This window comes from Streptomyces toyocaensis (assembly GCF_000725125.1).
In the GTDB taxonomy this organism is placed as follows: Bacteria; Actinomycetota; Actinomycetes; order Streptomycetales; family Streptomycetaceae; genus Streptomyces; species Streptomyces toyocaensis.
In genome coordinates, this window is sequence record NZ_JFCB01000002.1 from 109,227 (window position 1) to 123,345 (window position 14,119).

The 14,119-nt window shown below is 73.6% G+C and carries 17 protein-coding genes and 1 pseudogene; 9 read left to right on the forward strand and 9 right to left on the reverse strand.

Annotation, left to right across the window (positions count from 1 at the left end; translation table 11 throughout):
- Window positions 1-63: 63 nt before the first annotated feature.
- A complete protein-coding gene (locus BU52_RS04380; RefSeq protein ID WP_200881149.1) occupies window positions 64-438 on the reverse strand; it encodes a hypothetical protein in 375 nt (124 codons plus the stop codon).
- Between the two features lie 397 nt (window positions 439-835).
- Complete coding sequence (locus BU52_RS04385; RefSeq protein WP_037928355.1) at window positions 836-1,753, reverse strand: MurR/RpiR family transcriptional regulator; 918 nt, start codon at window positions 1,751-1,753, stop codon at window positions 836-838.
- Between the two features lie 176 nt (window positions 1,754-1,929).
- Here BU52_RS04385 and BU52_RS35520 point away from each other — a divergent pair, with 176 nt between their 5' ends.
- Together BU52_RS35520 and BU52_RS04390 are read left to right on the forward strand one after the other, a co-directional pair.
- A complete protein-coding gene (locus BU52_RS35520; protein ID WP_167343493.1) occupies window positions 1,930-2,094 on the forward strand; it encodes a hypothetical protein in 165 nt (54 codons plus the stop codon).
- A 42-nt stretch (window positions 2,095-2,136) separates the two neighbouring features.
- Entirely contained in the window at window positions 2,137-2,553 is a 417-nt protein-coding gene (locus BU52_RS04390) for a DUF3662 domain-containing protein (RefSeq protein ID WP_037928358.1), read from the forward strand.
- A gap of 13 nt (window positions 2,554-2,566) precedes the next feature.
- Here BU52_RS04390 and BU52_RS04395 read toward each other — a convergent pair whose 3' ends face one another.
- From BU52_RS04395 to BU52_RS04405, 3 genes are all read right to left on the reverse strand, one after another.
- Window positions 2,567-4,132, reverse strand: coding sequence for an ArnT family glycosyltransferase (locus tag BU52_RS04395; protein ID WP_037928868.1), 1,566 nt, complete (start codon window positions 4,130-4,132; stop codon window positions 2,567-2,569).
- Between the two features lie 143 nt (window positions 4,133-4,275).
- On the reverse strand, window positions 4,276-4,779 hold the full coding sequence (locus tag BU52_RS04400) for a GNAT family N-acetyltransferase (protein ID WP_037928360.1): 504 nt from the start codon (window positions 4,777-4,779) through the stop codon (window positions 4,276-4,278).
- Between the two features lie 15 nt (window positions 4,780-4,794).
- A complete protein-coding gene (locus tag BU52_RS04405; RefSeq protein WP_051857898.1) occupies window positions 4,795-5,484 on the reverse strand; it encodes a nucleoside/nucleotide kinase family protein in 690 nt (229 codons plus the stop codon).
- A gap of 98 nt (window positions 5,485-5,582) precedes the next feature.
- On the opposite strand from BU52_RS04405, the gene BU52_RS04410 reads away from it, so the two are divergent.
- The 3 genes from BU52_RS04410 to BU52_RS04420 all read left to right on the forward strand — a co-directional run bounded on the left by BU52_RS04410 (window position 5,583) and on the right by BU52_RS04420 (window position 8,677).
- A complete protein-coding gene (locus BU52_RS04410) occupies window positions 5,583-6,320 on the forward strand; it encodes an HAD family hydrolase (RefSeq protein ID WP_037928363.1) in 738 nt (245 codons plus the stop codon).
- A gap of 179 nt (window positions 6,321-6,499) precedes the next feature.
- Entirely contained in the window at window positions 6,500-7,996 is a 1,497-nt protein-coding gene (locus tag BU52_RS04415) for a hypothetical protein (RefSeq protein ID WP_037928366.1), read from the forward strand.
- Between the two features lie 192 nt (window positions 7,997-8,188).
- On the forward strand, window positions 8,189-8,677 hold the full coding sequence (locus BU52_RS04420) for a DUF5709 domain-containing protein (protein ID WP_037928368.1): 489 nt from the start codon (window positions 8,189-8,191) through the stop codon (window positions 8,675-8,677).
- Window positions 8,678-8,759: 82 nt separating this feature from the next.
- Here the strand turns inward: BU52_RS04420 and BU52_RS04425 are convergent, their stop codons facing one another.
- Together BU52_RS04425 and BU52_RS04430 are read right to left on the reverse strand one after the other, a co-directional pair.
- Window positions 8,760-8,966 carry a hypothetical protein gene (locus BU52_RS04425; RefSeq protein ID WP_037928371.1) on the reverse strand — a complete coding sequence of 69 codons (207 nt, stop codon included), beginning with the start codon at window positions 8,964-8,966 and terminating at the stop codon, window positions 8,760-8,762.
- Window positions 8,967-9,338: 372 nt separating this feature from the next.
- Window positions 9,339-10,229, reverse strand: a complete 891-nt coding sequence (locus BU52_RS04430; protein WP_037928374.1) for a Gfo/Idh/MocA family protein — start codon at window positions 10,227-10,229, stop codon at window positions 9,339-9,341.
- A 411-nt stretch (window positions 10,230-10,640) separates the two neighbouring features.
- Between BU52_RS04430 and BU52_RS33235 the strand changes: the two are divergent.
- Both BU52_RS33235 and BU52_RS04440 read left to right on the forward strand, forming a co-directional pair.
- Window positions 10,641-10,745, forward strand: a pseudogene (locus tag BU52_RS33235) (ABC transporter ATP-binding protein); the annotation flags it as partial.
- A gap of 113 nt (window positions 10,746-10,858) precedes the next feature.
- Entirely contained in the window at window positions 10,859-11,116 is a 258-nt protein-coding gene (locus BU52_RS04440) for a DUF5133 domain-containing protein (RefSeq protein WP_037928382.1), read from the forward strand.
- A 30-nt stretch (window positions 11,117-11,146) separates the two neighbouring features.
- On the opposite strand, the gene BU52_RS04445 is transcribed toward BU52_RS04440, so the two are convergent.
- The gene (locus BU52_RS04445) at window positions 11,147-12,118 is read right to left on the reverse strand and encodes a GlxA family transcriptional regulator (protein WP_037928877.1); all 972 of its coding nucleotides are present in this window, start codon (window positions 12,116-12,118) and stop codon (window positions 11,147-11,149) included.
- Between the two features lie 188 nt (window positions 12,119-12,306).
- Here BU52_RS04445 and BU52_RS04450 point away from each other — a divergent pair, with 188 nt between their 5' ends.
- Both BU52_RS04450 and BU52_RS04455 read left to right on the forward strand, forming a co-directional pair.
- Window positions 12,307-12,780, forward strand: coding sequence for a membrane protein (locus BU52_RS04450; RefSeq protein ID WP_037928385.1), 474 nt, complete (start codon window positions 12,307-12,309; stop codon window positions 12,778-12,780).
- Between the two features lie 104 nt (window positions 12,781-12,884).
- The gene (locus BU52_RS04455) at window positions 12,885-13,100 is read left to right on the forward strand and encodes a hypothetical protein (RefSeq protein WP_037928388.1); all 216 of its coding nucleotides are present in this window, start codon (window positions 12,885-12,887) and stop codon (window positions 13,098-13,100) included.
- Window positions 13,101-13,121: 21 nt separating this feature from the next.
- Here BU52_RS04455 and tgmB read toward each other — a convergent pair whose 3' ends face one another.
- Window positions 13,122-14,105: an ATP-grasp ribosomal peptide maturase gene (tgmB, locus tag BU52_RS04460; protein WP_037928390.1), complete on the reverse strand. Its 984-nt coding sequence runs from the start codon at window positions 14,103-14,105 to the stop codon at window positions 13,122-13,124.
- Between the last annotated feature and the right edge of the window lie 14 nt (window positions 14,106-14,119).

Sequence of the window (14,119 nt, forward strand, 5' to 3'; positions counted from 1 at the left end):
CCGGCTTGTTCCCCCGGATTCCCGGGACGGCCGGGACGTCGGGTGCCGCCGCGGCCCGGGCGGTCAGCGGCCGGTGCCGGTCAGGGCCCGGGTGACCGCCCGTACGCTGCGGGCGATGTGCTGCAGCTGCATGACCTCGGCCGCGTAGAGCTTGATGGTGTGCTCGATGACGCCCTCGGGCACTCCCAGCCCGGGCAGGTCCGCCCGGGCGGTCTGCAGGGCGGTGCGGGCGATCCGGATCTCGTGCTCGACCTGGATCTGTGCGTGCCGGGCCAGCAGGACGGGGTTCCGGATGAACGCCGGGTAGCTCGCGTAGCGCGCAGGCACCAGCTCACGCAGCCACTTGGCCGCCGAGCGTTCCCAGTCGTAGCTGCCGGGAGTCTTGACCTGGCAGGGCCAGTCGGGACTGAGGCGCGTGGACGTCAGGGGCATGATCATCGCTTCCGGGTGTACGGCGTCGCCCGCGTGGACGACGGGGTGGGGCGGCCCCGGTCTAGGGGATGACCGGGGCCGCCACATGCGGCCGGGCAGGGGAAGCCCGGCCGAACACCCTGGCCGCCGGAGCGGGTAGGAACCGGCGGCTCAGGGTGTCCGCGCAGGCGCCCGGGCGGTTCCGGCGTCATCCGCGGCGAGTGGTGCTGGCTGCGCATGGGCGGACCGTCGGCTTTCCGGGCGGAGCGGGTGGGGACGAGAAGGGTGCTGGACCGCGGTTCCGGGGCTGCCGGGCCGCGATCCGTGAGCAGTATTTATATATGCCATCTGGTTTGCAAGACGTATGAAAACATTCATGCGCGCTTTGATGCGGGGGTGTCGCGGAAGGCGCGGTGGGGAGGTGTCAGTCCCTGAGGAAGAACTGGTGCTCGTCCGCCACGTGCTCGTACTCGTCGAGCCGGGCCTGCGTCCGCTCCGGATCCGCGTCCGTCATGGCCTGCAGCAGCGCCGCACACATCACGCCAGGAGCGGCGTAGGAGTCGAAGACCAGCCGCGACCCGGTGCCGATGGCGAAGGAGACGTCGGCCTCGTCCACGAGCGGACCCAGCGCCAGATCGGTGATCAGCGCGACCTTCAGCCCGGCGCTGCGCGCGACCCGCACCGCCGTCAGGGTCTCCTGGGCATGCCGCGGCATGGAGAACGCCAGCACCCAGGTGCCGCCCGCTTCCCGCGACTGCAGCAGCGCGTCGTAGGCGACGCTGCCGCCCCGCGTCACGAGCCGTACGTCGGGGTGGATACGTCGGGCGGCGTAGGCGAAGTACTCGGCCAGGGAGACGGAGATGCGCAGCCCGAGGACGGTGAGCGGCGTGGAGGCGGACAGCCGGCGGCCCACCTCGATGACCCGGTCGGCGTCGGCGAGGTCCCGCCGCAGGTTCTCGAGGTTCCCGATCTCGGCGTCGACCGCCGCCTGGAGCTCGTTGGCCCTGATCTCCTCCGCGGGACCGCCCGCGCGGGTGCCGAGGGTGATCGACTGGAGCTTCTCCCGCAGCGCGGGGTAGCCGCTGAAGCCGACCGCCGAGGCGAACCGCGTCACCGAGGGCTGGCTCACCCCGACCCGGTCCGCGAGGTCCGTGATCGACAGGAACGCCGCCTCGGCGATGTGCTCGATCAGGTACTGGGCGATGCGCCGCTGGCCGGGGGAGAGCCGGGGCCGGTCGAACAGCGCGCGGAGCTGGGCCGTCGGGGACATCTCCGCGTCCGGGCCCGCCTTCCCCGAGGTGATCGCGGACGCCTGTGCGCGTGCCTGCTGCGGCGATGGCACCCGTGCGCCTCCTTCGTCTCCCACGAGGGTTCAACATAGCCCACGCACCGTGGTGACCAGGCTCCTCGCCCGAGTGCACCGGCCCGCTTCCCCCGGGGGATATCCACGCCGCTTCAGGGAACCCGACGGCACAGCGCAACAGAGGAACCCCCGCGAGACCCGAGGAGCCAGCGGACATGACCGTCCCCGAGGAGAACCGGCCGAAGACCCGGGACACCGACGACACCGTCGAGCGGCGTGAGGAGAACGAGACGCGCGCGCAGGGTGGCACCGGCCGCACGATGCGCGAGGCGCTGGAGGAGGCCGAGATCAGGCCCGACGACTACGACGAGCGCCGGTAATCCTCCCGTCCTCGACGCGACTACATTTGGGCAGGTGAGACCATGGGCGCTTTGAGCGCGCTGGAAGAGACACTGGAGAACCGATGGGAGGCGCTGTGGGCGCGGATGTTCGGCCGGGACCCGGTCGAACTCGTCGATGCCCTGCGGCGCGAGTGCGACAGCAACGCCGTGGTGTGCCGGGCGGGCCGGGTGATGGTCCCCAACGCCTACGACGTGGAACTGGCCGGCCCCGTCCACGAGGAACTGACGCGCAGGGGCGGGCGGGTGGGGCAGGTTCTCACCGACCGGCTGGCCCGGCACGCCGCGCGTCACGGCTACGAATGGGCGGGCCCGCTCGCCGTGCACGTACGCCGGTCCGCCGCCGAGGTGCCCAACGGGCGTTATCGCGTGGCGAGCAGCGTGATGCCGCACGTGAGCGCGGACGCGTTCCTGCGGGTGGGAGCCGCGGGGCGGACATGAACGCGGCCCGCGTTCAACGCCGGTAGACCGTGATCGAGTGACCGACGTCGTCGACCGGGCGGCTGCTCCGGAGCAGTTCGGCCAGCCGGCCTGTGGCCTTGGCCGCCGCGGAGTCCGACACCACCAGCACCCCGCGCACCTCGTCGGGCGGCACCCGGCGCGGATCGGCCGCGTCGATGCCGTAGTACGAGGGGACCCCGCTGCCCTTGTAGACGAGCCAGACACGCTCGCCCCGGTACCGCCCGCGCAGCCGGTCGGCCAGCCGGCCGAGATCCTGGCCCCAGTCCACATTGGAGTCGTGCAGCCGCAGCCGGGTCTTCGACGGACCGCCGAACGCCTCGTTGGAGTACGGCAGACAGTAGGGGTACGTCCGCAGAGAACTCACCGCGACGAGCGCGACGAGCAGCGCCGCCGCGGGAGGCGCCCACCGCCACCGCAGCGTGAGCACGCAGCCCGCCGCCACCGCCAGGAACATCGGCAGGAACACGGCGTACCGGGTGCCGAAGTCCCGTGATCCGTACATGGCGGCGGCCAGCAGGATCGCCGGCACCGGGAGCAGAAGGGCCGCCGCGGGGCGCAGCCGGCGCACCGTCAGCACCGAGGCGGCGCCCGCGGCCCAGAGCGCGAGCATGCCGAGCGGAGTCTTCACCAGCAGCGCGGCGGGCAGGTAGTACCAGAGCGAGCCGGTGTACACCCGCCCGAACAGGAAGCCCTGCCACGGCCGGTACTCGAAACCGAACTGGACGCGCATGCCGTCCCGGTACGGCTCGGGGAACGGCATCAGCTCCACGAACAGCCCCCGCAGCCCCCGTACCACGGGCACCCGCTGCTCCGGGTCCCAGCGCAGCCGGGGATCGACGGCCAGGTAGGCGGCCCAGACCACGGCGACAGCGACCAGCGCGAAGACGGCGGCGCCCGTGGCAGCCCGCACCAGCCGGCGCCGCCGGTCACCCGTGGACGCGGCCCACACCGACACGGCTGCCGTCACGACCAGCACCGGCAGCGCGGGCAGCACGCTCATCCTGGTCGCCAGTGCCGCCCCGAACGCCGCGCCGGCGAGCGGCAGAGGGAGGTGCGGCCGCAGGCGCGCCCGCCACAGCAGCCACACGGAGGTCAGCACGGACCCGGCGGCCGGCACGTCGAGCGTGGCCAGTGAGCCGTGCGCGATCACGTCGGGGGAGAGGCAGTACAGGGCGAGCGCCACCGACGCGCCCGCCGGGCCTGCCAGTTCCCGGGCGAAGGCGAAGACGACGAGCCCGAACAGCAGCGTCAGGACGATCACGGGCAGACGCGCCCAGAACATGACCCGCCACGGGTCGTTGCCCGACTCGTACAGCAGCCGCCGCCCCAACTCGCCCTGGCTGCCGTCGAACCCCGCGTCGAGGCGTGGGTCGGCGACCGCCACCCCGGTGGCGATCACCAGCTTCCCGAGCGGGGGATGCTCGGGATTGAACCGCAGGCTGTGCTCCCGCAGATAGACGGCGGCGGTGCCCACGTACACCGGCTCGTCGATCGTCGGCGTCTGCCGCACGGCGGCGGTCACCATCGCCACGGCCATCTGCCCGAGGAGCAGCACCATCACGACGGTCACCGGCCACCGCCGGCCGGTGCCCCTCGGGGCGGTGCCTCCCTCACCGTCGCCGGGAACCGGCTTCCGTGCGCGCGCCGCCACCAGACCCCTCATGGGCCCCTACTCTCGCACCCGCGCACCCGCCCGGCGTGTCACAACGCCCGGCTCCCGTCCGCCGGTGCCCGCGCGGCGAGCTCCTCGAGCGCGTCACCGGTCAGCCGGCACACCGTCCACTCGTCCAGGAGTTCGGCGCCGAGCGACTTGTAGAACGCGATCGCCGGCTCGTTCCAGTCCAGCACCACCCACTCGAAGCGCTCGAAGCCGTTCTCCCGGCAGATCCGCGCGAGCGTGGCCAGCAGCTGCTTGCCGTGTCCGGCACCCCGGGTGTGCGGGCGCACGTAGAGGTCCTCGAGATGCATCCCGCGGGTCCCTGTCCAGGTGGAGAAGCGCGGGAACCACAGGGCGAACCCCGCGACGTCGCCCGTTCCGTCGTCCTCGGCGATCAGCACGGAAGCGGCGGGGTGCTCACCGAACAGGGCCGCACGGAGCTGCTCATCGGTGGCGCGGGCCTGCTCCGGGGCCCGTTCGTACGTGGCGAGTTCCTTGATCATCGAACGGATCTCGGGGACGTCGTCGACAGTGGCTGCTCTGATCATGGAGGAGAGCCTGCGTCAGCCGGCCGCACCGCGTCCAGTCCGTTCCGACGGCCGGGACGCGTCCGGCAGCGCGGATGCCGGCACCACCAGATCGGCCCGCTCCCGGGTCGGGGCGATCAGCCCGGCGTTGCGCCGGTCCGAGCGCTCGACCCAGGCCACCGCCTCCTCGTGGCTCTTGCCGAACTCCTCGTGCCGGGCGATCAGGCGGCGCAGCCGCTCCGGCTCGTCCAGGTCGCAGAACCACACCTCGTCGAGCTGCGGCCGGACCCGCGCCCAGGCCCCGGTGTCCAGCAGCAGGTAGTTGCCCTCCGTCACCACCAGCCGGGCGTCCGGCGGCACCGGGACCGCTCCCGCCAGCGGCTGTTCCAGCACCCGCTCGAAGCCGGGGGCGTACACGACATCGCCGTACGGCTCCTCGCGCAGCCGCCGGAGCAGTGCCGCGTACCCGGCCGCGTCGAAGGTGTCAGGGGCGCCCTTGCGGTCCCGGCGCCCGAGCCGGCCGAGCTCGGCGTCGGCGAGATGGAAGCCGTCCATGGGCACGTGCGCGACCCACGGCTTTCCGCCGCCGTTCAGCTCCCGCACCACGTGTGCGGCGAGCGTGGACTTGCCCGCTCCCGGGCTTCCGGCGATGCCGAGGATCGCGCGGCGGCCGTCCCGCGGGAGCGAGCGGGCACGCAGGAGGAGGTCGTCGAAAGTCAGCGCCACACGGGAGAGTGTGCCACCCGGGCCCGGGCGGCCGGTTCCCCGCCGGTGTGCGGCCCGTCGCCCCACTGTCCGGCGCCGTACGGGGAACGGTGTCCTGTATGACGGATCTGGGTCTGCCCGACGACATCCTCGCCTGCCTCTTCGACCTCGACGGCGTCGTCACCAGGACGGCCGTCGTCCACGCGGCCGCCTGGAAGGAGACGTTCGACGCCTTTCTCCGTGAGCGGGACGGCGACGCCTTCCGCCCGTTCACCGACGCGGACTACGACGAGTACGTCGACGGCCTCCCGCGTGCCGACGGCGTACGCACCTTCCTCGCCTCCCGCGGCATCGCCCTGCCCGAGGGCGGACCCGGCGACCCGGCCGACGTCCGCACCGTGCACGGCCTGGGCAATCGCAAGAACGAACGGCTGCTGGCGAGGATCCGCACCGACGGCGTGGCGCCCTACGAGGGCACGCTGCGCTACCTCGCAGCGGTCCGTGCCCGGGGACTGCGCACCGCGATCGTCTCCTCCAGCGCCAACTGCCGCGACGTGCTGCGGTCCATCGGCGCCGAGGACCTCTTCGACGTCCGGATCGACGGGGTGGTCGCCGCCGAGCGGGGCCTGCCGGGGAAGCCGAGGCCCGACACCTTCCTCGCCGCCGCCCACGACCTCGGCGTGGAACCGCCCCGCGCCGCCGTGTTCGAGGACGCGCTCGCCGGCATGGACGCGGGCCGCGCCGGACACTTCGGATACGTCGTCGGCGTGGACCGGGTGGGCCAGGCCGACGCCCTGTACGCGCACGGCGCCGACCGGGTCGTGACGGACCTGGCCGAGCTCGGGGGCGATGCGTGAGCAGGCGGGGGCTCCCGGGCCGGATGCGACGGTTGGCTGTATATCACCCTGCGTGCCCGTTCCGCGCGGGTTAGGTTGTCCGTGATCTTCGGACGCCCGGTCTCCGCCGTCCCGGCCCCCCCGGGTGCCACGGCCCGTGGAACCCGGCACCCGTGACGCGCGAGAACGAAGGACGGACGATGACCGACGGCGCCGGTGCCCTGCTGGCCGCGACACGACGACGCGAGCAGCGGTCAGGTCCGGTCGCCTCCCGTCACCCGTACGACCCCAGGCCGTCCGCGGTGCTCGCCGCCGTCTTCACCCTCACCCAACTCGCCCTCGTGAGGCCCGTGCTTGGCCTCGGCTGGGACGAGATCGTCTACACCAGCCAGGTCACCTCCCACCATCCGGCCGCCTTCTTCAGCGCTCCGCGTTCCCGGGGCGTCTCCCTGCTGGTGGCGCCCGTCGCGTCCTGGTCCGAGTCCACCGTCCTGCTGCGCGTCCATCTCGCCGTCCTCTCCGGCCTCGCCCTCCACCTGGGCCTGCGCGCCTGGCGCGGCCTGTTCCCGACCCGGGTCCTGGTCACCGCCGGAGCCTTCTTCGCCTTCCTGTGGGTGACCCTCTTCTACGGTCCCCAGGCCATGCCCAACTACTGGGTCGCCGTCGGCGCGCTGTTCGCCGTCGGCGGTTTCCTGCGCCACCGCGCGGACCCCTCGTCGCGCGGCGCGCTGTGGACCGTCGTGGGCGGGGCGGCGCTCATGGCCTGGATGCGGCCCACCGACGCCGTCTGGGTGGCCCTCCCGCTCCTCGCCCACGCCCTCGCGGGCCGGCACAGACGGTCACTGCTCGCCCTCACCGGGGGCCTCGCGGCGGGTGGGGTCCCGTGGGTGGTCGAGGCGTACACCGCCTTCGGGGGCCTCGGGGAGCGGCTGGCCGAGGCGTCCCGCATCCAGGGCGGCCTCGGCTGGCACATCGCCCTCGACGACCAGCTGCGCAGCCTGGGCGGGCGCGCTTTGTGCCGCCCGTGCACCGGGTCGATGCCCCACCCCGTGATCACCCTCTGGTGGTTCGTCCTGCCCCTGCTCGCCGTCCTCGGCCTGGCCGTCGCCGTGCGGGCCCGCCGCACCGAGCGCACCCTGACCCCGCTGGCCTGCGCCGTCACCGCCGCGGTCCCGTACCTGTTCATGATCGAGTACGCGGCACCCCGCTTCCTCCAGCCCGCCTACGCCCTGCTCGCGATCCCGGTGGCCGACGCGCTGTGGCACCTGGTCACGGCACCGCGCGGAGCATGGCTGCGGGCCGCCAGGGCCCTGGTCGCGCTCGCGGTGGCGGGCCACCTCACCGTGCAGCTGACCGTCCTCGTGCACACCGTGGACCGCAACCTCGACAGCCGCCGCGACTGGGCCCGCACGGCGGACGCACTGCACCGGCTCGGCGTCCGCCCGCCCTGTCTGATCACCGGCCACGAGGCCATCCCCATCGGCTACTACGCGGGCTGCTCCTCCGGGGCGACCTCCGGCAACAACGAGAACACCACAGTCGCGGCGATCCTGCGCACGGCCGCACGTGTGCCGGTCGCCGCGCTCACCGGCCCCGGCGGCACCGCGCCCGGCTACTCCCGGTCCTGGCCCGCCCACCGGATCGGTGACCTCGAGGTCCGCGTCGCCCCACCACCCGGGCGGGACGCGCCGGGCTGACGGTGGCTCCCCGAGCCGGAGTCCGGCTCCTTGTCCGGCCGTCGTCGAGCGGTGACGGTTCCGGCCGGCCCGCACGCGGCCCTGAGGCCGTGCCCCTGTCGTCCGGGGGCGGGATTAGAGATCGCGTGACGGGAAACGCGGACCGGACACCACAGAGGACATGAGCCGACGCAGCGCGACAGGGAGGACGCCATGGGCTCCGAACCGATGGCCGACGACGCCTACCAGCCCACCGGGAGCAACGAGGAGCAGGAGGACGCCGCGCCGCTCGACATGCAGGACGCCCTCGACGAACGGACCTACGACGACACCCTCGACGAGGGCTACTCGCCCCCGGAGAAGCCGCTCGGCGTCACCAAGCACGGCACCACGGCCGCCGAGCAGCACGACGGGGAGACGCTCGACGAGCGGCTGGCCCAGGAGGTGCCCGAGGAGCCCGCGCCCGCGGGGGACGAGGTGGGCGACCTGCCCGGCGGCGAGGGCGAGCCGGTCGACCCGGAGGCGGGCGGTGCCCGTGCCGGACGCCTGGTCGCCCCCGACGAGGGCGCCCACGCGGACACCACCAAGGAGAGCGTCGCCGACGACGTGGGCATCGACGGTGGGGCCGCCGGCGCGGAGGAGGCCGCGATGCACGTCGTCGAGGACGAGACGGCGCTCCCGGAGGAGCGGGACAGAACCTGACCCGGCGCGCGGCATACGGCGCCGCCGGTCCGCTCGCGCGGCACCGGCGGCGCCGTCCTGCCGGGAGCAGGGAACAGGGCAGTCAGGGCAGGATCTTGTCCAGGGCGGCGGGCCCCTCCTCGGCCAGCTTCCGCCTGGCCCACTCGAGGTTCTGCGGGGTGATGTCCTTGCCGGAGGCAAGGACCAGGTCCTCCGGCGACACATCGGTGCCGGTGCGGGCGTGGAGCAGGCTGTCCGGGGTGGCACGGTCCTCGGGCTGCCGGGACGCGTCGGGCTGGGACGTCGACATCTTCTGGCTCCTCGGGTCCGGATCGCTGTTGCGGCCCCGGTGCTGTCATCGGGTCCGATACTCACCATTCAACGCGGGAGCCCGCCGTGCATCCGGAACGCTCGCGGCGCCGCGGTGAAGGGCCGCCTCCTGGATGCCGGGGTACCTTCCCGCGCCCGGGGGAAACCTGCCCCGCGGCTCACTGGAACGGTGTGAGGGCCGGCCGCGGGCAACCTCCGCCGGACAGGCCGATCGCGTAGTCGGCGAAGCCCTCGGGGCCGTTGTCCGAGGCGGGCCTTCGAGGGGCACTCGAGCCGGCCGGGCCGCGGTGGCCGCGGCCCGTGCCCGGGGCCGCTCCGGTGCGCAGCCGGTGGGGACGCCGGTGAGGGCCGTTCAGCGCGTCCCGCCGTGCAGCAGCGTCTCGGCCGTGGCCAGGACCCGCGTGACGCGGAGGGCGAACGCCGCGTCACAGGAGTGCGGGGTGCCGGTGCCCGCCGCGGTCAGGAGGGCGTCCAGGGCGCGGATGAGGGCGGGGACGGCTCCCTCCGAGGCCTGCGGCAGGCATGTGACCCCCGCCTCACCGCGCAGTTCGACCATGGAGCCGGCCGCGGCGGGCGGGGCGGTCAGGCTCAGGGTGACACTGCTCGACGCGCCACCGACGTGGTCGAGGACGAGATGGACGGTGTCGCCGGGGCCGTACGCCACCGCCGCCACCCGCCGCGCTTCACCGAGCAGCGGGAGCAGCACGGACAGGGCGTGCGGACCGACGTCCCACAGGGCACCCTTCTCGCGTCGCCAGGGTGAGGAGGCGAAGGGATTGTCCGCGGCGGTGAACACTGCTCCGAGCCAGTGGGCCCGTCCGGTGAACCAGCCGCCCACCCGGGCCTGTTCGCCGATCCAGGCCTCCGGCCCGGACTGGAAACGCGTGGTGAAGAAGACCACCGAGGCGACTCCGGCCGCGTCGGCCGCGTCGACCACCGCCTGCCCCTGGGCGACCGTCGGTGCGAGCGGTTTGTCGAGCAGCAGATGGCATCCCGCTCGCGCCGCGCGCACGGCCAGCTCCGCCTGCACGGCGGGCGGCAGTGCGACGGCGACCGCGTCCACGGCGGCGAGCAGCGCGTCGATGTCGGCGTAGGCCCGTGTTCCGTGCAGATCGGCCAGATCCCTGGCGGCGTCCGGCCGGCGGCCCCACACACCGGCGAAGTCCAGGTCCCGGTGCCCGCTCAGCGCGGGGGCGTGGGCCACCCGCGCCCAGGGGCCGGTGCCGAGCAGTCCGATCCGCATGCCGCCGCCTCTCCGTGGGCCGGCGTCCGCCGGACCGTGTCACCGTGGCGCTCCGCCGACGCCTTCCGGGAGACGATGATCCGCGTCGGAACGGCATGTCAACAGCCCGAGCCGTCGGCGGCAGGTCCCCGTGACCGCGCGGCGCCGAGCACCGAACGCTGCGGCGCCGTCCCGGGGTGGGCCCCTGATTCAGCGGCCCACCCGCTGAATGCGTTCGCGTTCTCCTCTTGGATTTCCGCCCGTCCCGCGGTCAGGCCGGTACGCGCGCTTTCCCCCTTCGTCGCGACGTCAGCCGGAAGAGGTCCCGCCCCCATGCACACCCGCCCTGTCGGTGAGGCGGAGGCCGGCGCCGCCGGCCTGGGCGCCGTGCCCATGTCGACCGATGGCGGCCCGGACGAGGCCCGTTCCCCGATCATCGTGATGGCGGACGGCCGCATCCAGGAGATCGGCACGCACGAGGAACTGCTGCGCCGTGGCGGGGCGTACGCGGCGCTGCACCGCGGTCGGGTGGCCTGACGGGCCGGCCGGGGTGCGACGGTTTTCGGTCAATTGCGGCCACTTGAACACATGGGGGGGCGTGCTTCCGTCCGGTCCGGGCATACGCAGCGATGACCAGAGAGGGGTGCTTCGTGCTCGTACCGGATCCGAAGGTCGTCAGGCGGCTCCTGACGCAGTACGCGACGCTGCAGATCGCCCAGGCGGAGAGGCATTCGCCGGTGGCGGCGCGCGAACTGGAGGACGTCAGCTACACGCTCTGCGTGATGATGGGGACGTCCGCCGTCCACGACGCCATAGCGCGGGCGGACGCCCTGCTCGGCCTGACCCCGCCCGCGCCCGGACGCGCCGCGGAGGCCGACGGCGAGAACGACCTGTCCCTGGCCGTCTGACCACTGGAGCGCTTCCGCTCCCGCGCGACGCTACGAGCCGTCCGCGGGGGCGGGACGCCGCCCGGTGAACGACGAGCGGTAGGCGTGCGGCGTGGTGCCCACCACCTTGCGGAACCGTTCGCGGAACGCCGTGGGCGATCCGAATCCGGCCTGCCGTCCGATCCGTTCGACCGTGTGGTCGCTGTTCTCCAGCAGGTACTGGGCGCGCCGCACCCGGGCCCGCAGCAGCCACTGCAGCGGTGTGGTGCCCGTCTGCTCGCGGAACCGGCGGCTGAAGGTGCGCTCGCTCATGCCGGCGCGTGCCGCCATCGCGCCGAGCGTGACCTCGTGCGCCAGGTTGTCCTCGATCCACTCCAGCAGCGGCTCCAGATGCGACCCGCGGGGCACGGGCGGGTGCTCGTGCACGATGAACTGGGCCTGGCCGCCTTCCCTCTCCAGGGGCATCACCGACATCCGGGCCGCGTTCGCCGCCACGGCCGAGCCGAGGTCCCGGCGGATCATGTGCAGGCACATGTCCAGCGCGGCGGCGGCGCCGGCCGAGGTGAGGATGCGGCCGTTGTCGACGTAGAGCACGTCCGGCTCGACGTCGACCAGCGGATAGGCGCGCGCGAGCCGGTCGGCGGCCACCCAGTGCGTGGTGGCCCGCAGGCCGTCGAGCAGCCCGGCCTCCGCCAGCACGAAGACACCCACGCACACCGAGGCGATCCGGGCACCCGCCGCGGCCGCCTGCCGCAGCGCGGCGAGCACCGCGGGGGAGGGCGGCGGGGCTCCCTCGGCGCGGCCCGGGACGACGACCGTGTCCGCGTCCGCCAGCGCCTGGAGTCCACGCTCGACGCGCAGGGTGAAACCGCCGTCCGCGGCCACCTCCGGCCGCTCGGCGCACAGCCGGACCCGGTAGGCGGGCCGGCCGTCGGGCAGCCGCGCGCAGTCGAAGACCTGCAGGGGCGCCGCCATGTCGAACGGCACCACCCCGTCGAGAACCAGGATCGTCACGGAGTGCATGGCGGCCACCTCAGGCGGATTCCCGCCACGCCCCTGATCGGGGACATCGGGGCCGCGGTGCGCAGAGGTTCCGTCAGGAGCTGTTGGCGGGAATCCGTTGAATCCTGTCGTTCCAGCCAGTGGGTGATCATCCGAAGGGCCCCTGACGTGAGCCCGGCACCGCTGATCACACCAAGGAAAGAGTTCCGGTGACCAAGCTCCTGCTGTCCCTCCATGTCCTGGCCGCCATCGTCGCCGTCGGTCCCGTGACCGTCGCGGCCAGCATGTTCCCGCCGGCCGTACGCCGCGCCGCCCCTGCGGAGGCCGACGGACCCGCCCCGAAGGCGGTCACCGCCGTCACCCTGCTCCACCGCATCTGCAGGGTCTACGCCCGCCTGGGGGTGCTCGTGCCCGCCCTCGGCCTCGCCACCGCCCTCGCGATGGGGGTGCTGGGCGACGGCTGGCTCATCGCCTCGATCACCCTGACCGCGGTGGCGGCCGGGGTCCTCCTCGCCTTCGTGCTGCCCCGACAGGACGAACTCGTCGGCCGGCTGGCCGCCCACCAGCCGGCCGACCCGCAGGACACCGTCCGACTCGCGGTGTTCACAGGGGTGTTCAACCTGCTCTGGGCGACTGTCACCGTGCTGATGATCGTCCGTCCCGGCTCGACGACGGGCGCCTGACCGACCGCCGTACGGGGGAAGTCCCACCGCGCGCCGGACGGGCGCCTACACTCGGCAGTCGCGTCCCCGCACCGGGGCCGCCGAGCAGAAAGGCGCGTTGACGGGTGTTCCAGGATTCCCCCATCTACGACCGACTCATCGCGGAGTGCGGCGATGTGCCGGCACAGGTCCGCCGCGAGGCCGAACGCGTGAGCAGGGAACTGGAGCTGGTCATGCGGCCCCTGCAGTCCCCCGGCTACGGCCCCGGCCTCGACCGGCCGCAGTCCCCCGGCAACGGCTGGCAGCGCGCCGCCATGCTGCCCGGACCGCGGCCCCACTGACCCCCGTGCGGTGACGGCCGCTCACCGCACCGTGGAACTCGCCCCGTTGAGTTCCACGGGGTCGTCGGGAATGGGACGGGACAGCCACTCGGCGATGGTCCGCGCGATCGGCTGTTCCGTCTCCACCTCCACGAATCCGAACTGACCCGACTGATTGCACTCCAGGAACCACCAGGTCCCGTCGGCGTCCTCGGCGAAGTCGAAAGCCCCATAAGCCAGTTCGGCCCGGCGCAGGTACGCGCGAACGGCGTCGGTGGTGCGCGCCGGGACCTCGACCGGCTCCCAGGGCGACCCGGGTGCGGCGAAACGCACGTCCACCTCCTCCGGATCCCCGTCCGGCGCCGTCGCCTTGCGCGCCGCCAGCAACCGCTCGCCCACCACGGTCAGCCGGATGTCGGCCCGCTTGGCGATCCGCCGCTGAAGCAGCGTCGGCCCGAACGCGACCGCCGAGAAGTCCGTGTCCGGCGCCACCCGGCTGGTCGGAACGGCCCGCGGGGGATCCTGCGGGTGCGCCCCCGACACCGGCTTGACCACCAGATCCGGGAAGCGCTCCGCGAACTCCCTGGCCGCGCGCGGGAAAGTGGTGATCACCGTGGCCGGCACGGGCAGGCCACAGCGCTGGGCCAGACGCAGTTGCCACGGCTTGTGGCGGGCCCGGCGGGCCGCGTCCGGATGGTTCATCCAGCGCGCGTCACAGCCGCGCAGCAGCCCGTAGAGCGCCTGCGAGGCCTCCTCGGTCAGCCATGCGGACGGCTGCGGCGCGCGTCCGGCCGGGGTGCCGGGCCGGCGCACCCACACGGACCTGAGTCCGCCGATGCTCACCAGCCGCCCCCCGACGGACAGATGGCCGCGGAAGCGGCCGTGGACGAACTCGCCGGACAGCGAGACGCCACCGGTCAGGTCGGCGGGGTCGAGACGCACCACCGGCACTCCGGAGCCGTTGAGATGCACGACCACCATGTCGGCGGTCACATCCTCCTCACAAGTGAGGATCAGCACGGTCATCGTCTACGGTCCGC